The sequence below is a fragment of the Agrobacterium radiobacter genome (assembly GCF_040801995.1).
GTDB lineage: Bacteria > Pseudomonadota > Alphaproteobacteria > Rhizobiales > Rhizobiaceae > Agrobacterium > Agrobacterium radiobacter.
On sequence record NZ_JBEGHX010000001.1, the window covers coordinates 1,451,011 to 1,471,692 of the forward strand.

At 59.1% G+C, this 20,682-nt stretch carries 21 protein-coding genes and 3 tRNA genes; 9 read left to right on the forward strand and 15 right to left on the reverse strand.

What is annotated here, in order from left to right; translation table 11 throughout:
• Window positions 1-42: 42 nt before the first annotated feature.
• The 7 genes from glmU to pcsA all read right to left on the reverse strand — a co-directional run bounded on the left by glmU (window position 43) and on the right by pcsA (window position 8,183).
• Window positions 43-1,404, reverse strand: coding sequence for a bifunctional UDP-N-acetylglucosamine diphosphorylase/glucosamine-1-phosphate N-acetyltransferase GlmU (glmU, locus tag MRBLRC7O_RS07305; protein ID WP_107675644.1), 1,362 nt, complete (start codon window positions 1,402-1,404; stop codon window positions 43-45).
• 221 nt (window positions 1,405-1,625) lie between these two features.
• A complete protein-coding gene (locus MRBLRC7O_RS07310) occupies window positions 1,626-2,363 on the reverse strand; it encodes a FadR/GntR family transcriptional regulator (RefSeq protein ID WP_003508015.1) in 738 nt (245 codons plus the stop codon).
• A 212-nt stretch (window positions 2,364-2,575) separates the two neighbouring features.
• Window positions 2,576-3,649 carry a BMP family ABC transporter substrate-binding protein gene (locus tag MRBLRC7O_RS07315; RefSeq protein WP_003508013.1) on the reverse strand — a complete coding sequence of 358 codons (1,074 nt, stop codon included), beginning with the start codon at window positions 3,647-3,649 and terminating at the stop codon, window positions 2,576-2,578.
• Between the two features lie 35 nt (window positions 3,650-3,684).
• Entirely contained in the window at window positions 3,685-4,605 is a 921-nt protein-coding gene (locus MRBLRC7O_RS07320; protein ID WP_003508011.1) for an ABC transporter permease, read from the reverse strand.
• Entirely contained in the window at window positions 4,605-5,696 is a 1,092-nt protein-coding gene (locus MRBLRC7O_RS07325; RefSeq protein ID WP_020809232.1) for an ABC transporter permease, read from the reverse strand. The genes MRBLRC7O_RS07320 and MRBLRC7O_RS07325 overlap by 1 nt, the downstream gene beginning before the upstream one ends.
• On the reverse strand, window positions 5,686-7,245 hold the full coding sequence (locus MRBLRC7O_RS07330) for an ABC transporter ATP-binding protein (RefSeq protein WP_153315009.1): 1,560 nt from the start codon (window positions 7,243-7,245) through the stop codon (window positions 5,686-5,688). Before MRBLRC7O_RS07330 ends, MRBLRC7O_RS07325 begins: the two co-directional genes overlap by 11 nt.
• A 212-nt stretch (window positions 7,246-7,457) precedes the next feature.
• Window positions 7,458-8,183 (reverse strand): phosphatidylcholine synthase, encoded by a 726-nt coding sequence (pcsA, locus tag MRBLRC7O_RS07335; protein ID WP_003508003.1) that lies wholly within the window; start codon window positions 8,181-8,183, stop codon window positions 7,458-7,460.
• A gap of 209 nt (window positions 8,184-8,392) precedes the next feature.
• Here pcsA and MRBLRC7O_RS07340 point away from each other — a divergent pair, with 209 nt between their 5' ends.
• Window positions 8,393-9,601 (forward strand): UbiH/UbiF family hydroxylase, encoded by a 1,209-nt coding sequence (locus MRBLRC7O_RS07340; protein WP_080866230.1) that lies wholly within the window; start codon window positions 8,393-8,395, stop codon window positions 9,599-9,601.
• Here MRBLRC7O_RS07340 and MRBLRC7O_RS07345 read toward each other — a convergent pair.
• Window positions 9,585-10,523 carry an AEC family transporter gene (locus tag MRBLRC7O_RS07345; RefSeq protein WP_003507998.1) on the reverse strand — a complete coding sequence of 313 codons (939 nt, stop codon included), beginning with the start codon at window positions 10,521-10,523 and terminating at the stop codon, window positions 9,585-9,587. The two genes, MRBLRC7O_RS07340 and MRBLRC7O_RS07345, sit on opposite strands and share 17 nt — an antisense overlap.
• Before the next feature lie 34 nt (window positions 10,524-10,557).
• A complete protein-coding gene (locus tag MRBLRC7O_RS07350) occupies window positions 10,558-11,304 on the reverse strand; it encodes a cytochrome c biogenesis CcdA family protein (RefSeq protein WP_003507996.1) in 747 nt (248 codons plus the stop codon).
• A gap of 282 nt (window positions 11,305-11,586) precedes the next feature.
• Between MRBLRC7O_RS07350 and MRBLRC7O_RS07355 the strand changes: the two genes are divergently transcribed.
• Window positions 11,587-11,662 (forward strand) — tRNA-Lys (locus MRBLRC7O_RS07355).
• A gap of 273 nt (window positions 11,663-11,935) precedes the next feature.
• Here the strand turns inward: MRBLRC7O_RS07355 and MRBLRC7O_RS07360 are convergent.
• Together MRBLRC7O_RS07360 and MRBLRC7O_RS07365 are read right to left on the reverse strand one after the other, a co-directional pair.
• Complete coding sequence (locus MRBLRC7O_RS07360) at window positions 11,936-13,198, reverse strand: YcbK family protein (protein ID WP_162690807.1); 1,263 nt, start codon at window positions 13,196-13,198, stop codon at window positions 11,936-11,938.
• Between the two features lie 156 nt (window positions 13,199-13,354).
• Complete coding sequence (locus MRBLRC7O_RS07365; protein WP_003507992.1) at window positions 13,355-13,795, reverse strand: VOC family protein; 441 nt, start codon at window positions 13,793-13,795, stop codon at window positions 13,355-13,357.
• Between the two features lie 192 nt (window positions 13,796-13,987).
• Here MRBLRC7O_RS07365 and MRBLRC7O_RS07370 point away from each other — a divergent pair, with 192 nt between their 5' ends.
• Both MRBLRC7O_RS07370 and MRBLRC7O_RS07375 read left to right on the forward strand, forming a co-directional pair.
• Complete coding sequence (locus tag MRBLRC7O_RS07370) at window positions 13,988-14,566, forward strand: cold-shock protein (protein WP_035213171.1); 579 nt, start codon at window positions 13,988-13,990, stop codon at window positions 14,564-14,566.
• Window positions 14,566-15,048 (forward strand): DUF192 domain-containing protein, encoded by a 483-nt coding sequence (locus tag MRBLRC7O_RS07375; RefSeq protein WP_003507989.1) that lies wholly within the window; start codon window positions 14,566-14,568, stop codon window positions 15,046-15,048. The genes MRBLRC7O_RS07370 and MRBLRC7O_RS07375 overlap by 1 nt, the downstream gene beginning before the upstream one ends.
• A 60-nt stretch (window positions 15,049-15,108) precedes the next feature.
• Here MRBLRC7O_RS07375 and MRBLRC7O_RS07380 read toward each other — a convergent pair whose 3' ends face one another.
• Window positions 15,109-15,357 (reverse strand): BON domain-containing protein, encoded by a 249-nt coding sequence (locus tag MRBLRC7O_RS07380; protein ID WP_003507987.1) that lies wholly within the window; start codon window positions 15,355-15,357, stop codon window positions 15,109-15,111.
• Window positions 15,358-15,570: 213 nt separating this feature from the next.
• On the opposite strand from MRBLRC7O_RS07380, the gene MRBLRC7O_RS07385 reads away from it, so the two are divergent.
• Both MRBLRC7O_RS07385 and MRBLRC7O_RS07390 read left to right on the forward strand, forming a co-directional pair.
• Window positions 15,571-15,840 carry a DUF982 domain-containing protein gene (locus MRBLRC7O_RS07385; protein WP_035213169.1) on the forward strand — a complete coding sequence of 90 codons (270 nt, stop codon included), beginning with the start codon at window positions 15,571-15,573 and terminating at the stop codon, window positions 15,838-15,840.
• Window positions 15,841-16,054: 214 nt separating this feature from the next.
• Window positions 16,055-17,197 (forward strand): ceramide glucosyltransferase, encoded by a 1,143-nt coding sequence (locus tag MRBLRC7O_RS07390; RefSeq protein ID WP_035213191.1) that lies wholly within the window; start codon window positions 16,055-16,057, stop codon window positions 17,195-17,197.
• Between the two features lie 53 nt (window positions 17,198-17,250).
• Here the strand turns inward: MRBLRC7O_RS07390 and MRBLRC7O_RS07395 are convergent.
• Window positions 17,251-17,327 (reverse strand) — tRNA-Pro (locus tag MRBLRC7O_RS07395).
• Window positions 17,328-17,593: 266 nt separating this feature from the next.
• On the opposite strand from MRBLRC7O_RS07395, the gene MRBLRC7O_RS07400 reads away from it, so the two are divergent.
• Together MRBLRC7O_RS07400 and MRBLRC7O_RS07405 are read left to right on the forward strand one after the other, a co-directional pair.
• On the forward strand, window positions 17,594-17,899 hold the full coding sequence (locus MRBLRC7O_RS07400; RefSeq protein WP_003507982.1) for an ETC complex I subunit: 306 nt from the start codon (window positions 17,594-17,596) through the stop codon (window positions 17,897-17,899).
• 43 nt (window positions 17,900-17,942) lie between these two features.
• Window positions 17,943-18,019: transfer RNA gene (locus MRBLRC7O_RS07405), tRNA-Arg, on the forward strand.
• A gap of 131 nt (window positions 18,020-18,150) precedes the next feature.
• Here MRBLRC7O_RS07405 and MRBLRC7O_RS07410 read toward each other — a convergent pair.
• Complete coding sequence (locus MRBLRC7O_RS07410; protein WP_003507981.1) at window positions 18,151-18,777, reverse strand: hypothetical protein; 627 nt, start codon at window positions 18,775-18,777, stop codon at window positions 18,151-18,153.
• A 205-nt stretch (window positions 18,778-18,982) separates the two neighbouring features.
• Window positions 18,983-19,138: a hypothetical protein gene (locus MRBLRC7O_RS07415; RefSeq protein WP_003507979.1), complete on the reverse strand. Its 156-nt coding sequence runs from the start codon at window positions 19,136-19,138 to the stop codon at window positions 18,983-18,985.
• Window positions 19,139-19,375: 237 nt separating this feature from the next.
• Here MRBLRC7O_RS07415 and MRBLRC7O_RS07420 point away from each other — a divergent pair, with 237 nt between their 5' ends.
• Complete coding sequence (locus MRBLRC7O_RS07420) at window positions 19,376-20,674, forward strand: efflux RND transporter periplasmic adaptor subunit (RefSeq protein WP_003507975.1); 1,299 nt, start codon at window positions 19,376-19,378, stop codon at window positions 20,672-20,674.
• The last annotated feature ends 8 nt before the right edge of the window (window positions 20,675-20,682 follow it).

The window sequence follows — 20,682 nt, forward strand, 5'->3', positions numbered from 1 at the left end:
ATTACGCCGCCGGTCACTTTCGGTATCGCTTGGTAACGTCTTTCAAGAGGACTTTTTCTTCGCTTCCTTCAGCGCTTTTGCCCGCTCGCGCACGACGGTTGCCCGGCCCGGTTTCACTTCCTGACGCGCGCGTCCAAAAGCCAGCGCATCATCAGGCACGTCATCGGTAATCACGCTGCCGGAGGCGATATAGGCCCCCTCTCCAATGGTGACAGGAGCGACCAGCGACGAGTTCGAACCAATGAAACTGTTCGCACCAATGCGCGTTTCGGCCTTGTTGTAGCCATCGTAATTGCAGGTGATGGTGCCCGCGCCGATATTGCTGCCTGCGCCGATAAAGGCGTCACCGATATAGGTCAGATGGTTGACCTTGGCGCCCTCGCCGATCTCGGCCTTCTTGACCTCGCAGAAATTGCCCACCTTGGAATTGGCATGCAGGTTCGCACCCGGGCGCAACCGCGCATAGGGACCAACGGCCGCACCTTCCGCGACATGGGCCCCTTCCAGATGCGAGAAGGCGTGGATGACGGCGCCCGGCTCGATCGTGACGCCGGGACCGATGACGACATTCGGCTCGATCAGAACGTCCTGACCGATCTTCGTGTCGAAGGAGAGGAAGACGGTTTCGGGGGCAACCATCGAAACGCCGTCCACCATCAATTCGTGGCGGCGGCGCTCCTGCCAGAGCTTCTCGATAAAGGCCAGTTCGGCGCGGTTGTTGCAGCCGACCAGCTCGGCTTCCGGCGCATCGATGGCGACGGCGCGGCGTCCGAGAGAGCGGGCGATCTCGACGACGTCAGTCAGATAATATTCGCCCTTCACATTGCTGTTGCCGATCCGGTCGAGCAGGTCCAGCGCGTTGCGGCCGTTGATGGCCATCAGGCCGCTATTGCACCAGGTGACCTTGCGCTCCGCATCGGTGGCATCCTTTTCCTCGCGGATCGCGACAAGCTCACCATTCTCGACCAGAAGCCGGCCGTAACCGGTCGGGCGATCGGTATGGAAACCGATGACAGCGACATCGGCGCCGGCGGCAATCGCCTCACGCGCCCGGTCGAGCGTTGCGGAGGTGATAAGCGGCACATCGCCATAGGCAATGATGAGATCATCGAAACCGCGTTCGAGGGCGGCGCGTGCGGCAAGAACCGCGTGGCCAGTGCCCTTGCGTTCCGTCTGCAGGAAAGCTTCGACCTGAATGCCCTTCATGCTTGCGGCCGCAGTGACATTGTCGGCATCGCGCCCGACCACCAGCGCCACCGTGCCGACGCCAGATCCAGCCACCGCCTCCACCACATGCGCGATCATCGGACGCCCGGCGACCGGATGCAGCACCTTGGACTTCGACGATTTCATGCGCGTGCTGTCGCCCGCTGCGAGAATAATGGCTAGAGAGCTGCGCTCCATAAGACCTCCAACACCTGTCACCGGCCGCATGGCGGCCAGGACGGCGGCATATGTTTGACTTCACGCCGTCCGGCAAACAAACGGGCGCATCGGTAATTTCATTCCGGAATTGCTATAACGGCGGCCCACTTAAGAAACCATGCAAATCTGCACCAAATTTCCGCACCGATTTTCATCAAACGTGATTGGAAGAGGGTCGCATCCCGCTCCCGCAGTTTGAGTTATCGCGGGGTATTGCGGGCAGTGAATTCCAGCACCTGCTGGCGGCCGTTCTCAATCAGCCTTTCCATTTCGCGGCGCGCCGCGGCCTCATCGCGCAGGCGAAACGCCTCGACGAGCCTCAGGTGGGAGGCGGAAACGTCGGAAATCTCATTGGGATCGGTATCCGGGTTGCTCATCCGGAAAATACCAACCAGAGCCGCCTTTATCAGCGAACCGACGGTGCGCATGAACGGGTTGCCCGACATTTCGGTGATGAGCACATGGAAGTTCATATCCGCAAGAGCGCGCTTTTCCTTGGAATAGGCCGTGTTGCCCATCTCGTTGGCATAGGCGGCGAGCTTGGTGATATCGGTGTCCTTTGCCCTGATAGCGGCAAGGCCCGCGCCATAGGGTTCGAAAGCCTGACGGATATCATAAAGATGCAGCAGAAACTCATCGCTGACACCAGCCTCGAAATGCCAGAGCAGCACTTCGCTGTCGAACATGTTCCAGCTCTCGCGCTCCGTCACCCGGGTGCCGATACGCGCCTTGGGTGAAATCATGCCCTTGGCGGTGAGCGTCTTCATCGCTTCGCGCAGCACTGTGCGCGACACTTTCAGCCGCTCCATCAGCTCGGCATCACCGGGAAGGATGTCACCCGTCTTGAAGGTGCCGGAGACGATATCGAGACCGAGCTTGTGAACGACCTGTGCATGATTTGTCCGCAGCTTTCGAAAACCGATCGCCGCATCGAGCATTCCGCGCTGCAAGTGCCATATCCTTCCGTTCGGCTGGCGATCTCGAAAAAATCGCGCCAGACGTGTGTATCTCAAGTCAGATTATAGTGAAAAACATCAAGTCGCGTGAAAAGCAAAGGTAAACTTCATCCATGCAGTAAAACGCATGAAAATAAGCAAGGCCGCACATGACACATGTGCGGCCTTGCCTCAATAAGGATAGATGATCCGCATTATTGCGGCAGCTTGTCGTCCACGCCGGCAACGTAGAAGTTGAGGCCGAGCAGAACCTTGTCTTCAGCCTTCTCGCCAGCCTTCAGCCATTCCGAACCGTCCTGCTTCTTCACCGGACCGGTGAAAGGATGCAACTCGCCCGACTTGATCTTGGCTTCGGTTTCCTCGGCCATCTTCTTCACGTCATCAGGCATGTTGGTGTAGGGCGCCATGGTCAGGATGCCGTCTTTCAGGCCGTCCCAGATGGATTCGGACTTCCAGGTGCCATCCAGAAGAGCCTGCGTGCGCTTGATGTAATATGCGCCCCAGGTGTCCTTGATCGCGGTCAGCTGCGTCTCCGGACCGGCCTTGATCATGTCCGAAGCCTGACCGAAGGCCTTGATGCCACGTTCCGCTGCAACCTGCATCGGCGCTGTCGTGTCGGTGTGCTGCGTCAGGATATCGACACCCTGGTCGATCAGCGCCTTGGCGGCATCGGCTTCCTTGCCGGGGTCGAACCAGGTGTTGGCCCAGACGACCTTGACCTTGAACTCGGGATTGACGGACTGCGCGCCGAGAACGAAGGCGTCGATTCCCATCACCACTTCCGGGATCGGGAAGGACGCGATGTAGCCGGCAACACCCTTCTTCGACATCTTCGCGGCGATCTGGCCCTGAATGTAACGGCCTTCATAAAAACGCGAATTGTAGGTCGCGACGTTTTCAGCGGTCTTGAAGCCGGTGGCGTGTTCGAACTTCACCTTGGGGAACTTCTGGGCAACCTTCACGGTCGCATCCATGAAGCCGAAGGAGGTGGTGAACACCAGTTCGCAGCCGGAACGGGCCATGCGCTCGATGGCGCGTTCGGCATCCGGGCCTTCCGGAACGCTTTCGAGGAACGGCGTTTCGATCTTGTCGCCGAAGTGCTTCTGCAGCTCTTCGCGGCCGATTTCATGCGCCTGCGTCCAGCCGCCATCGGTGCGGCTGCCGACATAGATGAAGCAGACCTTCTTGGCGTCGGCGGCTTCAGCGGAGGAAACAACGCCTCCAAGTGCCGCGATGGAAGCGGCAAGTGCGATGACCAGTTTTTTCATTTTTACCCCTGTTGGTTTGGAGACGTGAGAATGCTTCACCTGTCCGGCACGAAGGATTTGCCCAGCGATGCCGGTGTATTGATCAAGGTCGTGCGGCGATTATGCGAGATGATGACCAGCACGACAATAGTTGCAAGGTAAGGTAGCGCCGAAAGCAGTTGCGACGGCACCCCGATGCCGAATGCCTGCGCATGCAATTGCCCGATGGAGACGGCGCCGAACAGATAACCGCCCGCCAGAACCCGCCATGGACGCCATGACGCGAAAACGACGAGCGCCAGCGCAATCCAGCCGCGCCCGGCCGACATGTTTTCCACCCATTGCGGCGTATAGACGAGCGACAGCTGCGCCCCGGCAAGACCGGCACAGGCGCCGCCGAACATCACAGCCAGATAACGCGTGCGGATGACATTGATGCCAAGCGCATGGGCGGAAGCGTGACTGTCGCCGATAGCGCGGATTTTGAGGCCCGCGCGGCTTTTGAACAGAAACCAGCCAGTGCCAAAGACCAGCGCGATGGACATGTAGAAGATCAGATCCTGCCGGAATAGCAGCGGACCAAAGAAGGGAATCTCCGACAGCAGCGGAAAGACGATAGGCTGCAGCTTGACACCCGGCAGGCCAACGAAACTTTCGCCCAGCATGCCGGAAACGCCGAGGCCGAGAATGGTAAGCGCAAGGCCTGTCGCTACCTGATTGGTGACCAGCGTCAGTGTCAGGAAACCGAATAGCAGCGAAAAAACCGCGCCGGAGGCGATGCCGGCGAGAATGCCGAGATAGGGAGACCCCGTCATATGGGCGGTCGCAAAAGCGCAGACCGCACCCATGATCATCATGCCCTCGACACCAAGATTGAGGACGCCGGAACGCTCCGTCACCAGCTCGCCGGAGGCGGCGATGACCAGCGGTGTGGCGGCAGTAATGACGGTGAGGAGGATGGCCTGAAGCATATCCATCATGCCGCTCCTTGGCTGTTATGCGCCTTGCCGGTGAAGACGACCCTGATGCGGTAGAAAATCAGCGTATCGCAGGACAGCACGAAGAACAGCATCAGCCCCTGGAACACACGCGTCACCTTGTCCGACACACCAATCGAAAGCTGCGCCGCCTCGCCGCCGAGATAGGTCAGCGCCAGCACCAGCCCTGACAGAATGATGCCAAGCGGATTGAGACGGCCGAGAAAGGCGACGATGATGGCGGTGAAACCATAGCCCGGCGAAATGCTGGGCTGTAGATGGCCGATGGAGCCGGAGGCCTCAGATATGCCCGCAAGCCCTGCCAGTGCACCTGACAGCAACAGCGAAAACCACACCATGCGGCTTGACGAGAAACCGGCAAAACGCCCGGCCCGCGCCGATTGCCCAAGCACGGTGACCTCGAAGCCTTTCAGCATGTAGCGCATCATGAACCACAGCGCGATTGCCGCGACGATGGCGAAAACGAAACCCCAATGCGCACGGCCCGAGGCCAGCATTTCCGGCAAGACGGCGCTTTCGTTGAAGGGCTTGGTCTGCGGGAAGTTGTAGCCGCCCGGATCGCGCCAGATGCCGCGCGTCAGCCAGTCGAGAAAAAGCTGCGCGACATAGACCAGCATCAGGCTGACGAGGATTTCGTTGGTGTTGAACTTCGTCTTCAACAGCGCCGGAATACCGGCATAAAGCGCGCCGCCGATGGCGCCCATCACCATCATCAACGGCAGGATGAGCGGCGAATGCCAGTCGGGATAAAGAACCGGCAGTATGGAACCGGTGATCGCGCCGATGGTGAATTGCCCCTCCGCGCCGATGTTCCAGTTATTGGAGCGATAACAGATCGACAGGCCAACGCCGATCAGGATCAGCGGTGCGGCCTTGATCGCCAGCTCGTGCAGCGACCAGACTTCGAGCAGCGGTTCAACGAAAAAGGCATAAAGCGCATGAGCCGGATTTTTGCCGAGCATGGCGAACATGACGGCGCCGACCAGCAGCGTCAGCACAAGCGCCAGAAGCGGCGAAATAAGGGTGAAAAGCTTCGAGACCCCTGCCCGTTTTTCAAGCTCAATGCGCATGCTGGGCGGCTCCCGAATGTGACGCGTTAATGCCGCCCATCAGCAGGCCGATCTTTTCAAGCGTCATGTCTTCCACCGGATAGGCCTCGGAAAGCTTGCCGTCGGAAATAACCGCGATATTGGTGGCGACCTCGAAGATTTCATCGAGATCCTGACTGATGACGATGACGGCCGAGCCCGCCTTGGCAAGATCGACAAGCGCCTGACGAATGCGGCTTGCGGCACCGGCATCCACACCCCAGGTTGGTTGGTTGACCACAAGTACGGTCGGCTGACGATCAAGCTCGCGACCGACGATGAATTTCTGCAGGTTGCCGCCGGAAAGCGATCCGGCCAGCGGATCGGCCCCGCTTTTGCGCACATCCATTGTTTCCGAAATGCGCCGCGCCGCCGCCCTGATCGCCGAGCCCCTGACGATGCGCAGGAAACCGCCGGTCAGAAACGCCTTGCGGTCGGAGCGCGCCCGCGCCAGCAGCAGGTTGTCGGAAAGGCTCATGCCGGGAACAGCGGCGTGGCCGTGGCGTTCTTCCGGCACAAAACCCGCGCCCATCAGGCGACGACCATTGATACCGATGCGACCGACCGGCTTGCCGCGCAGGTGAATGGCATCGTTGTTATAGACCGGATATTCGCCCGAAAGCGCATCGAATAGCTCACCTTGGCCGTTGCCGGCCACGCCGGCAATCGCCAGCACTTCCCCGGCGCGCACCTGCATAGAAATCGATTTCAGCGCCACGGCAAAAGGCGTGCGTGGCGCAACGGAAAGCCCCATGACCTCGATATGCGGTTGGCCGAGCGCCTCGCCCGTCGGCCGCGAAACGCTTGCGACATCGCTGCCGACCATCATGCGCGCCAGCGATGCCGGCGTTTCCTTGCGCGGATCGCAGGCGCCGGTCACCTTGCCGTGGCGCAGGACGGTGGCGCGGTCGCAGATGCGCTGCACCTCTTCCAGACGGTGGCTGATATAAAGCACCGAGCGGCCTTCGGCCTTCAGCTTCTCCAGCGTTTCGAACAGCTTGTCAGCCTCCTGCGGCGTCAGCACCGAGGTCGGTTCGTCGAGAATGATGAGGCGCGGGTTCTGCAGCAGGGCGCGGACGATCTCGATCCGCTGGCGCTCGCCCACCGAAAGATCGGCCACATGCGCATAGGGATCGAGCGGCAGGCCATAGGCCCGCGACAGCGTTTCCGCTTCCCTGGCGATTTCCTTCAATGAAATTTTAGGGTCGAGCGACAGGGCGATGTTTTCAGCGACCGTCAGCGCCTCGAACAGGGAAAAATGCTGGAAGACCATGCCAATGCCGAGTTGGCGGGCCTCGCTTGGCGAACCGACGGAAACCGGCTGGCCCTGCCAGATAATATCACCCTCGGTGGGTGCGAGAACGCCGAACAGCATCTTGACGAGCGTGGATTTGCCCGCGCCGTTTTCACCCAGAAGCGCATGAATTTCGCCCGGCGCAATATCGAGATCGATGCCGTTGCAGGCGGCGAAATTGCCGAACAGCTTGGTCAGCTTGCGAACGGACAGGAGAGGCACGGCCTCCGGCGCCAAAGTTCCAGTCACGAGTTCCCTCTCTCACCGACCATCCATGCCTTCTTCGAGGCGTTTCTAACGATCGCGGTCATTGTTCCCAATCGGACGCCAATGCGTATGCAATTTCATCCAATCAAGACTTATTGATAACGGTTTTGCTGCTGCGCACAACTGAAAAAGAAGCTGCTTAAATGCGATTTGCACAAGCAATAAACGGCTTTACCTTTTTCTTATTTCGCACCGAGCGAGGGGAAAAACTGCAATATTCCACCGATGCAATAAAGATAGATGCCACTGACCACGAAGCCGATCACGGCCCAGCTCGGGGTTTCGAAGTGCGTCAGCAGCGCATAACCGCCAAGCGCGCACCAGATGAAGACAACGGCCAGATTGAGCGGCCGCAATCGTTTCACCCGCACCGGATGCAGGAAATTGATCGGCAGGAATGTCAGGAACACCGAGACGGTAACGACGATCATGGCCGTCGTTGCGCTGGCATCCATGACGAACAGGGTGAACACCACCATGTTCCACACCACCGGAAAGCCGGAGAAGAAATATTCGTCCGTCTTCATGCCCATATCGGCATAATAGATGGCGCTGGACACCACGATCATGCCGGCCGCCACGAAGGACAGCGGCTCGCCGATCATGCCGCTCTGGTAAAGCGCAAAGGCGGGCAAGAGCACATATGTGACGTAGTCGATGATATTGTCGAGCGTATCGCCGGACCAGTTGGGCAGAACTTCCTTCACCCGCACCTTGCGGGCGATGGGTCCGTCGATACCATCGACCAGAAGCGCAAGCCCCAGCCACCAGAACATGTCGACGAAACGGTGTTCAGCCGCGGCAACGACGCCGAGAAAGGCCAGAAACGAACCGGAAGCCGTGAGCATATGAACGGAAAAGGCGCGGATTTCCGCGTAGGGAACACGCTTGTAGTTGAAAATTTTCATGGTCAGCGTCTGCGCCCCGTTTTTCATCCGCCCTGCTTATTCCGGTATGCGGCCATTCACCACGCTTTGCAACCGGCTCAATCCGCTTATCCTAGGACTAATATAACAGGGCAACCAACGAATCTTCGCAACCGGATGTTCCGGAGCCGAAGTGGATTTACCCGCGCAAAGCCATTATGATGCTTTGGAAATAACAACGGATCAGGACCATGAGACACTTCGATATCGCCATAACAGGTGCGGGACTTGCGGGCCAGATCGCGGCCATCGCGCTGGCGCGGGCGGGCCGCCACGTGGCGCTCATCGCACCTTCAAGCGACAGGAAGGACCAGCGCACCACGGCGCTGATGGACCAGTCCATCCGCTTCATGGACCGTCTCGGCCTCTGGTCACGCATCGCGCCATCAGCCGCACGTCTTTCCACCATGCAGATCATTGACGGCACCGAGCGCCTGCTACGCGCGCCAACCGTGCAGTTCCGCTCCTCCGAAATCGGGCTCGATGCCTTCGGCTGGAACATTCCCAACGAGGCGCTGCTTGGCGTTCTCAGCGAAGCGGTTGAGCAGGAACACAATATTACCCGCCTCGACGCCACGGCCGAGACGATCGACATCGGCAACGACCGCGTATCGGTGACACTTGCAGACGGCGAAACACTCTCGGCCGATTTCCTCATCGGCGCTGATGGCAAGAAGTCGATGGTGCGGGATACGGCCGGCATCGGCGTCAAATCCTGGTCCTATCCGCAGACGGCCATTGTTTTGAACTTCGGCCACAGCCGGTCGCATGGCAATGTCTCGACGGAATTCCACACGCCAACCGGTCCTTTCACCCAGGTTCCCCTGCCCGGCAACCGCTCCAGCCTCGTCTGGGTCGTTACCCCGCAACAGGCGGAGGAATTGACGGCGCTGCCGCTGGAAACACTCAGCCTCCGGATCGAGGAGCGCATGCAGTCCATGCTGGGCGCGGTAACAGTAGAGGACAGCGTGCAGGCCTGGCCGCTCTCTTCCATGACGGCACACCGCTTCGGCAAGGGCCGCGTGGCCCTGATCGGCGAGGCCGCGCATGGTTTTCCACCCATCGGCGCGCAGGGGCTGAACCTCAGCCTGCGCGACATCATCGCGCTGACGGAACTGCTGGGCGCGGTCTCCGACCGCCCGATTGCGGCCGATGCCGGCAGCAGCTTCGACCGCAGGCGGCGTGCGGATGTCTATAGCCGCACGCTCAGCGTCGATCTCCTCAACCGTTCGCTGCTTTCCGACCTGCTGCCGGTGCAGATGGCGCGCGCGGCGGGCCTGCACGTCCTCTCGGGAATCGGCACGCTCCGAAGCATGGTCATGCGCGAAGGCATCGAGCCGGGACGCGGGCTGAAGGCCCTGCCCTCGCTTTTATTCGGCAGCTTCAAAAAGGCTGGATGAAATACACCACGCCGGTCAGCGTGAAGACCGACAGCACCGTCGAAATCAGGATCGTCGCAGACGCCCTCTCCTGCCAGACGTGATATTGCTGGCCGATGACGAAGACGTTCGTCGCGGTCGGCAGCGCTGCCAGCAGCACGGCCGAATAGATCCACACCGGCTCAAATCGCCCGAGCGACGAGAGCACGAGCCAGACGGCGAGCGGATGCAGGATCAGTTTTGCCGGCACGATATAGCTGATTTCCACCGGCACCCGTTTCATTGGCCGAAGCGCCAGCGTCACACCCATGGCAAATAGCGCGCAGGGTGCTGCTGATTGCGCCAGATAATCCACCAGCCGCTGCACCGCCTCCGGCGGCTGCCATGACAGCGATGCGGCCAGAAAACCGGCGATGACGGATACGATGAAGGGATGGGTGATGACCTTGCGCGCCACATCCAGCGCAAGCCTTGCCGGAGAGCGTTTGTCGCCGCCCGCCACCGCCATCATCGCCGGGGCGACGATGAAATGGGCGGCGTTTTCAAGGCAGACGATCAGCGCCACCGGCACTGCCGCCTTTTCGCCGAGCGCCAGAAGCGCAAGGCCCGGCCCCATATAGCCGATATTGCCGTAGCTGGCCGCAAAACTCTGGATAGTGGTTTCGGCAAGGCTGTTTTTCCGCACGAACCGGCCGATCAGAAATACCAGCAGGAAAATGCCATAGGTGCAGGCAAGGCTGGCAGCGACGAAATCCATGCGTGCCAGCTCTTCCACCGGCGTTTTCGACACCAGTTTGAAAAACAGCGCCGGCAGCGCCGCATAGATGATGAAGGTGTTCAGCCAGCCCATCGCCTCGACCGGCTGTTTCGTTATGCGCGCCGCACCATAACCGATGAAGATCAGGCCGAAAAACGGCAAAAGCAATCCGACGATATCGGTCACTATGTTTCCCCCGCAAGCAACTCCGGCGGGAGGCTTAACCGATTTTCATGAGGATCGGAAAGGTCTCCTGGAACCAGATCGCCACATTGGTGATAAAACCGGACATGAAAGCGAGACCGGTCAGCACCAGCAATACGCCCAGCAGCTTTTCCACGAGGCCGAGATGGCGGCGGAAGCGGACGAGGAAACGCATGAAGGAACCGGAGAACGCAGCCGCGATCCAGAACGGCACGGCAAGGCCGAGCGAATAGACCGCAAGCAGCGCCGCACCATCACCAACCGTATCACGCGCGGCGGCGACACCAAGGATCGCACCCAGAACCGGACCAATGCAGGGCGTCCAGCCGAAAGCGAAGGCAAGGCCCATCACATAGGCCCCTGAAAGCGTGGCCGGCTTGCCCGCCCCCTGAAACCGCGCCTCGCGCGAAAACAGGCCGATGCGGAAGACACCGAGGAAATTCAGGCCCATAAGGATGATGATGAAACCGCCGATCTTGGCGAGAATATCCAGATTCTGACGAAGGAGCGTACCGATCGTCGAGGCCCCTGCTCCAAGCGCCACGAAAACAGTGGCGAAACCAAGCGTGAAGAAAAAGGCCGAAAACAGCACGGCCCTGCGAATCTCCGGTCGGGGTGCTGTATCTTCCGTCCTGAACTGCTCGACCGAAACACCCGCCATATAACAGAGATAAGGCGGCACCAGCGGCAGGACGCAGGGCGACAGAAAGGAAAGAGCGCCGGCCAGAAGCGCGCTGAACAGGGAAATATCGGCAATCGACAAGAAAGAACTCCGCATCCCGCAAAGCCGCCGCGATTCCTAGGATTCGCCGCCGCCTCACGCTTCATTTTCATGCATGTCATTGCTGCAAAAGGATTTCACCCGTCTGGCCGACATGTCTGCAGCCGGTTTTATCCCCAGCCGCCCCCTCTCTCCAATCACCTTTTCGGGGGTGCGACAAAAAAAACCGGATTGATTGTAGAAAGCGCTTTTTTTGGGTTGACCGAACGGATCGCTCTACATATGTTCCGCGCACTTCCGAAGGGCAACCAAGCCCCGACACGGGAGAGCGTAGCTCAGCCGGTAGAGCAACTGACTTTTAATCAGTAGGTCCAGGGTTCGAATCCCTGCGCTCTCACCACCTCAAATCTACATTTTCTGATATTTTGCAAAGAGTTATCACCACGAGTGACAGGACTCTGATGTGAGCGGAAAAGATGCGCCCGTAGTCTTAGACTGTATCCATTGCAAGCCTGGTTTCAGAACACCCGCTGCGATAAAGGGCCATAGGCTCAAGCGCCAGCTCACCGGCACGACCGGACGGTCGCTCCAAAAGGTTCAGTACAGTCTTCAGGTATAAAGTTTCAGGCTCGGAAAGCATAGGGTTTGATATTCCTACAAACCCGGCCAGAGATCATTTGCGCGCAGCGGTACGGCGGCAGCGCCAGTTCCAGTCTCTTGGCTCACCCGTGTCCATATGGACCGATTCGGTATGGCAATAGGTGCCCACGCCGCCGCGCTCCGGCAGGGAACGCAGATAGGTCGCAAGCTCCCATTTGGAGACGCCCTTGATCTGGATGTCGGCGGCATCGCAAGTATAGTGTTTGGAGCCCTGCCTTATGCCCTTTGGCGGGCGATAGCCCGAAGTGACGATCGCCGGGCTGTTATAGTGGCGCTCCACATCCTTGATCATCCGCACCAGTTCCGGCTTGAAGCAGCCAACTTCGACGCGATCCGTCTGCAGGAAAAGCCCGTTCGGGGCGACGCGGCTCAGGCCGGAGAGCGAGGCGAGTTTCATCAGGCCTGTCGGCTGGTCATCCTCTTCATCGAGATGGGCATCGTCAAACTCGTCGGACATGACAGAGCGGCCGGAAAGCGCAATGCCCATCGTCCCGTCCGCGGCTCCGGGCAATGATGCGACCTGCGTATTGTCCGCCGTGCCGCTTTCAATCATCTTGGGCAGGCGCTTCTTGGCCGCGCCGGCAAAAAATGCCGCAAGCGTCACGCCCTTACCGTCACCTCCCTGCGCCTCGCCCACCATCTTGGCAGCGTCCACGGCCGGCTGCGCCGCAACAGCCGCGAGCTGTTCCGAGGCGGACTGCGGCGCGGGCACAGGAACCGGCTGACGGTTTTCGCTATGCTGTTCCGCCGGCACCTGTCCGGCTGGCGGGACCTGAACCGGCGCTGATACCGGCTGAGGCTGAGGTTGCGCCGCCTGCATGGGCGCCGAATAGACGCTGCTGACCGCGGGAATGATTTTGTGAGAGGGAGCGCCCGTGGCGGCGGCCGTGCCGGGTGCACCTGCAGCACCGGCGGGCGCCACAGTGGAATAAATGCTTGTCGTCCCGGCGGAAATCGCCGTGGGCTGCGTCGTCAATCCGCCAATATCGGCGGCGGCGCCATAAGCCTGCGCCGGGCCGCCCGGCGTCTGGGCAGGCGCAGCCGCGCCGGCCGCCGATGCCACGGCGGGATCCACATAGTGTCCCGGTTGCGCGCCGGCGGCGGCGGAAGCGGCGGTTTGCGGCTTCTGTTGTGCGGCAATTTCCGGCTTCTTGGTAGCGGCGGCCATCTCGTCGTCGGTCACCGCCGAAACACAGCCGGAAAGCCCAAGCAGCGAAACCGCGACGACAAGACGCGGACGGACAAGGCGTCCTTTCGCGCTTTCGACAGTTTTCATGGCTGGCCTCCGTATCTTGCATTTCCAACAGCAGCACGGGAACGGAATCGTGTGCTTCCCCAAAACGGGACTGGCCGTTTCGATTCGCGGACTATGCCTCATCCCCTCAGGACAAGGCAAGAGCACCCGAAAACACCGCTACTCACCGGAAAATCCCTACCAGGAACCGGTATTCTGCATAGATATCCACGGTTCGGCTGGTGCGAGGCTTTCGCCCTTCTGCAGAATTTCGAAGGAAATACCGTCAGGCGAACGCACGAAGGCCATATGTCCGTCGCGCGGCGGCCGGTTGATGACGATGCCGTTCTGCTGCAGCCGGGCGCAGAAATCGTAGATATTGTCGACCTCGTATGCCAGATGGCCGAAATTGCGGCCGCCGGTATAATCCTCGGTGTCCCAGTTATAGGTGAGCTCCAGGCACGGCGCCTTGTTTTCCTTCGCCGCAGCAATGTCGTCGCGCGCCGCAAGAAACACGAGAGTGAAGCGGCCTTTTTCGTTCTCGATTCGGCGTATTTCCGTAAGACCGAGCAGGTCGACATAGAATTTAAGTGATTCGCCAAGGTCTTTGACGCGAACCATCGTGTGCAGATACCGCATTTTATTCCTCTCCATTACACGGGTCCGAAGCCGTTAAACGCATGATGGCAAGCCCCGGACAAGGACGGCGACATAAAAGCAGCTGCGTAAATCAAAAACTAGGGCTTGCGTGAAACCGTTACCAAGATGTTAATCTGGCGCACAGGAATCAGTTGACCGGTGTATGGCGCGTAATCGAGGGGTTGGCAGGATATGGCTGATAGGATGTCATCGAAAACGATAGTCGATGTCGAGGACCTTTCGGGCGATGCCGTGGACCTGACCGAGATCACCGGCGTCGTGAAGTGGTTCGATGTCGCCAAGGGTTTCGGCTTCATCGTGCCTGATAACGGCACGCAGGATGTGTTGCTGCACGTCTCCTGCCTGCGCCGCGACGGTTACCAGACTATCCTCGAAGGCACGCGCATCGTCGCCCTCATCCAGCGGCGCGATCGCGGTTTCCAGGCTTTCCGCATTCTCTCCATGGATCAGTCGACCGCCGTTCACCCCTCGCAGCTGCCCCCGGTGCGCACCCATGTGCAGGTGACGCCGTCGAGCGGGCTTGAGCGCGCCATCGTCAAGTGGTTCAACCGCACCAAGGGTTTCGGCTTCCTGACGCGTGGCGAAGGAACAGAAGATATTTTCGTGCATATGGAAACGCTGCGCCGTTTCGGCCTGACGGAGCTTCGTCCCGGTCAGGTGGTTCTGGTGCGCTTCGGCGATGGCGACAAGGGCCTGATGGCGGCGGAAATCCATCCCGACAACCCGGTTGCCATCGGGATGTCGCATTGATGTCCGCCCTGCGCCATATGGTGAAAAGCGCCGTTATGGCGCTTCTTTTTTTCACGCTGGCCGGTGCCGCGCAGGCTCAGGAACGCCAGGCCTTCACGTCAGAGCCGCTCACCATTGAAACCGCTTCCGGGAAAACGCACGACTTCGTTGCCGAACTGGCGCTGGACGATGCCCAGCGCGCGCAGGGTCTGATGTTCCGTAAATCCATGCCGTCTGAAAACGGCATGTTGTTCGATTTCGGTGAGGCGCGCGCCGTCGCCATGTGGATGCGCAACACCCTCATCCCGCTCGATATGCTGTTCATCGGCAGCGATGGCCGAATCACCCATATTCACGAAAACGCCGTTCCGCATTCGGAAGCGATCATCAGCTCCCGCGGACCCGTAAAATTTGTGCTTGAGCTGAATGGCGGCGCCGCGAAACGTTCTGGCATCAAGCCCGGCGATATGGTCCGCAGCGCGCAAATCGGCAACCGGAAATGACATTGCCGCGTTATTGCGTCTGAATGAGCCGGACGAGGTTTCGCCCGGCTGGCACAATATTCAGTAAACCGGCTCGATATGGCTCAGAATCCGGCAATTGGAAATGGAAGCGGCAAGATTGATGGCGATATCGATCGCCTCGACCGAATCGGCCGTACCTTCCAGATAAATCACATCATTTTCGACACTTGCGGAAATGCGCGACTTTTCGAGCCCTGATTCGAAGGCCAGAGCCGAGGTGATCGCCTCGCATACGCCAGCCATGCGGTCTCCGAAGAAGCTTTCCTGAATGCCTGACAAATTAAACATATGTGTTCTCCTTCTTATGAACATACCAACGCCGTAGCGGTGGTTTTGTTCATCTCCGGTTCATCTATTTGTTCATCTTCCATTCATCTTGGAAAATTGGAACCCCCTGATCGATCACATTTTAGGTGATCGGGAACCATTTCGTGAGGCGGGCATTTCGCGCATGGGAGTGTGAGAGGCTTTCAAGCCAGGTAAAACAGGGAGGAAAATGACATGCTGATTCACAGAACAGAGCCGTGTCACCACGCCGCGTGGATGAAACCGGTGGCGATCCATCTGCCGCTTTCGGCGGCCGTGGAAATCTACAGCCCGCTGGTGGCGCTTGATATGCTGATGTACCGCTGGCCCGAGGAACATGGGCCGGAATATGAGGAAGCGCGCAGGAACTGCCTCGATGCCATCGCCGGCAGATGCGACATCGAGAAAGCACGGGAATCGTTTCTCGTCGCAAGCAGTCATGCCCATATCCTGAACGTCCACTAAAATTCATCGACCATCATGACGATTGGGCCCTTCTATGCGGAGGGCTTTTCTTTTGAGCGCAGCCGTCGTGACGCCTCTCATGCGCCGCTCGATCTCCCTGCCTGTCCGATCATGACATGTAACTGTCACGCAAACGTTATAATCGGCAGAGACGAATTCCATGGAATCGATTGGCGGGTGGACCGCCGAAAGCTTGGGAGTGGAACTGGCCAGCATGGAAACCGTTTTTGCCCTTTGCGCAATCCTGCTCCTCGCCTTCAATCTTCTCGGCATCGTTCTCGCCGGCTGGCGACTGACAAGACGGGATGCGGAAAACGATCTTGTCCGGAAAAAACCGCCTGTCTCGCTTGTGGTGCCGTTGCGTGGCGTGGAAAACTTCACGACGCTGACACTATCGCGCGCCTTTCAGCTCAACTGGCCCGACTACGAGCTGCTGTTCTGCGTCGCTGATGAATTCGATCCCGTGATCGAGGAAGTCCGCAAAGCTGAAGCCGCCTTTCCATCGGTTTCCACACAATTGCTCATCGGTGACGACCGCATCAGCGCCAATCCGAAGCTGAACAATTGCGTGAAGGGCTGGCGCGCCGCCCGGCATGAATGGGTGATTCTCGCCGATTCGAACGTGTTGATGCCGAAATCCTATATTGCCACCATGATGTCGGCCTGGCGGAAGGACAGCGGGCTCGTCTGCTCGCCGCCGCTCGGTTCACGGCCTGCGGGTTTCTGGGCGCATGTGGAATGCGCCTTCCTCAACGGATCGCAGGGCCGCTGGCAATATGCGGCGGAAGCCATAGGCATGGGTTTCGCGCAAGGCAAGTCGATGTTGTGGAACAAGCCGTTCCTGGAGGACAATGGCGGCATTCGTGCACTCGCCGCCGAAATCGCCGAAGACGCCGCCTCGACGAAGCTGGTCAGAAGCGCCGGCCGCAGGGTGCATCTGGTCTCCGCCCCGTTCGAGCAACCGCTCGGCCAGCGCCATGCCGGTGAAATCTGGTCGCGCCAGACCCGCTGGGCGCGGCTGCGACGCGTGACCTTCCCGCAATATTTCGCACCGGAAATCCTGACCGGCACGCTTCCCCCGCTTCTCTTCGCGCTCGCCGCCGCTGCGATGATGGACGTGAACCTTACCGCAACCGCCTTTGCCGTCCTCGCCCTCATGTACGTGCCGGAACTCGCGCTTGCCGCCCTCAACCGCTGGCCGGTTTCGCTCTACACGCTGCCGGCCATGATCAGCAGGGATATGATCATGCCCCTCGTCTGGGCCCGCAGCTGGATCGGCAGCGCGGTGGCTTGGCGTGGCAATGTCATGACGATCGGCACGGCCGAGAGCACACTGGCCGGTCCGTCAGCAGAATAAATTGTCATCTTTAGGATAAGGTTACGCCGGAAAGCTGATGTTTTGCTTTAAAATGGTCGGAGTGGAGAGATTCGAACTCCCGACCCTCTGGTCCCAAACCAGATGCGCTACCAGACTGCGCTACACTCCGCCGAGGCGATGGCTGGGGAATACACGGTTCACCCGCAGTCCGCAACAGGGAAATTCATCTTTGTTCAACCGCGGCCCCGATGGGCAAAACATGACGCCGAAACGGCGGAGTGCGATCGGACTGCGAGGGGATAATCGTCTTGACTCTCACCCGAAGTCAGTCCATTTCAAATTCAACGTTCCTGACACGATTTGGTTATTCTATTCAGGTACGTGATGAATAATTCGGGGTGTTGTGCCCCACTGTCCAACCGGAGCAGTTTCGACATGTCTGCGAAGATTTACCGCCCTGCAAAAACCGCCATGCAATCCGGCAAGGCGAAGACCAATGTCTGGGTTCTGGAATTCGACGCCGAAGTTCCGCGTAAGATCGATCCGATCATGGGCTACACCTCCAGTTCCGACATGAAGCAGCAGCTCAAGCTGACATTCGAGACGCAGGAACAGGCCGAAGCCTATGCCCAGCGCAAGGGCATCGAATACCGCGTCATCCAGCCGAAGGAAGCGACCCGCAAGGTGGTTTCCTACACCGACAATTTCCGTTTCAACCGCACCCAGCCCTGGACGCACTGAAACACGACGACTTCAGGCCGGCGCAATCCCTGCCCGGCATGACGGCCCCTTAGCTCAACTGGATAGAGCAACTGCCTTCTAAGCAGTAGGTCGCAGGTTCGAGTCCTGCAGGGGTCGCCATTTTTTCTGCAACGTCAGATACGTCCGGATTGTCTCAAGAGCTCCGAAACTCAGAGTCTGGCACCTCTACACTCATTCGGTTTGCAATCAGTCCCTCATGAGGGGTGGTGGCACTGTCGCGAGGTTGCGGATCAGCTACGCTTCGCTAACAGATTTGGTGCAGCTGCCGCAACCAGTCCCAATGCGGCGGAAATGAAGCCGATAAAGTCGGATATCTTTTTCAGCTCGCCTTCGAAGCCCATACCCTGCAGTAATAGGCTCGTTCCGTAAAATAGGGGCAAGACGAACCCAAAGACAGTTATCAGGAATAGCGCAACTCTCTGCACAGCTAGCGTGGTCGGACGTGTTGGTTCCCACCGAAGAAGCAGGATGATGACGGCCAGTGCCGAAACGCTCAAGAAAACGTCGATCACCAACTGGGCGTTCACATTTATCAGGTTATCATTGGTCCAGAAATTTATTCCCGAGACTGATACGAGAAGAAAAAACACGATCGAAACCGCGATCGCCTCCGTCTTGCTGGACATGCCTGGGTCAAACACGAGAGCTCCGCAGACGATGCCTACGGTCATGGACAACGGCAAGAGGAGCATTCTACCCCAGTCGCCCGTGTTCGTGTTTTTGGTTACCCCGGATACGGTTGGGGTGATTGTGTCTAAGAACCACCAGCCGACTCCGACGCCCAACAGGCTAAGCACCATAAACGCGCCAAGACTTACCAAAACTCCCACTGCGATTGCCCAAACCGCCCGCCCCATTTTCTCCCCCCGACCATGGCGCTACTGCTATGCTGAACAATACCGTGGAATCGATCAATATTAAATCACCCTGCTGCGCCGCTTTATTCTCTCCAATGACGGAAGATAATTGGTGGCATCGATTGTCGCAAAGCGCCCAGATGCAAGAAGCGACTGCGCTTCCGGGCCTGCAGGTTTGCAGCCCATGTACTCTCGAAAGACGCGCCTACCCCTGCCCAAACAGTGTGAAATACCCCCACACCGCCACAAAAAACGCGATGACAGCCGCAATCGTCAAAGCCTTCCTAGCTTTCGGCCCCAGCGGTTCGCGTGGCTTCTTCGGCGGCACCGGTTTGCGGAACTTCACCACATTGTCGTTCATTTCATCATCGTCCTGAATGTCGCCGCTGAAAGCTCAGCCGCGTTTATGGCATCAATATTTCCGGATTTATCTCTAGCAGACCAGAACTATCATAAATATTACCAAGTTTTCACTTCACCCTCAGGGCAAGCTATGTCACTTCCCACAATCAGAGGAATACAACGGCGACAGATGGACGGACAAACCGGAGAGCGGAAACAACCCTCTGTGGTATTTTGAATTTTGCGGGTGATGAGAATGAATGACGCCAATACTAGTGGCAGCGATACAAAAAACAGCCAGCCCGATCTGCGCGAGATTCTGGGAACGAACAGAAACGGCCGCAAGAAAAAGTCGCGTCGGTTTCTCTATGCCGCAGCAGCCATTGTGCTGATTGGCGGGGGCCTTGGTTATTATTACCAGTCACGCGCAGCCGGCGTCGCCTATAGCTACACCACGGAGGCCGCGCGTCAGGGCGATCTCTCGGTCATCGTCACCTCCACGGGCTCGGTTCAGCCGACGGATCAGGTCGATATATCGAGCGAACTGTCCGGCACGGTGCGCAAGGTCAACGTCACCTATAATACGCCGGTCAAGGCCGGAGACGTGTTGGCGGAACTGGATACCAACAAGCTGGAGGCCGACGTGCAGAGCGCCCGCGCCAAGCTTGCCTCCGCCAAGGCCAACGTGCTGAAGGCGCGCGCCGATCTCGGCTCGGCAAAAACCTCGATGGAGCGCCTGAGATCGCTGGTGCAGAACCGGGTGTCCAGCCAGCAGGATCTGGATGCGGCGCAGTTCACCCATGATGCCGCCGCCGCCACGCTGCAGGTCAACGAGGCAACGGTGCTGTCAGCGGAGGCGGATCTGAGGCTCGCCGAGGTCAATCTCGGCAAGGCAAAGATCGTCTCGCCCATCGATGGCGTCATCCTCACCCGCAGCGTCGATCCCGGCGCCACCGTCGCCTCCTCGCTCAACGCCCCTGTTCTCTTCACCATCGCCGGTGATTTGCGCCACATGGAATTGCAGGTCTCAGTGGATGAGGCCGATGTCGGCAAGGTCGAAACCGGCCAGAAGGCCAATTTTAATGTCGATGCCTATCCCGACCGCAGTTTCCCGGCCGAGATCGAGACCGTGCGCTTCGCGTCCGAAACCGTGTCTAACGTGGTGACCTACAAGGGCATATTGACTGTCGACAATGAGGAACTGCTGCTGCGCCCCGGCATGACGGCGACCGCCAATATCATCGTCGAGGAAATCAAGGACACGCTGCTGGTGCCGAATTCCGCGCTTCGTTATACGCCGCCGCGCGAATCCGCCTCCCGTGGCGGCGGGCTGATGAGCCTGTTCCGCCCGCCCCGCATGGGCCGCTCGCAGAACCGCGACGCCGGCCAGGCTGCGACAGGCAAAAGAACGGTCTGGGTGCTGCGCAACAACAATCCGGTCTCCGTTTCCATTGAAACCGGTTCCACCGACGGCCAGCATACCGTGGTAAAATCGGGCGAGTTGAAGGCCGATGACCAGGTGATCACCGACGCAACGGCCCGCAACGCCGGCTGACGGAGGAC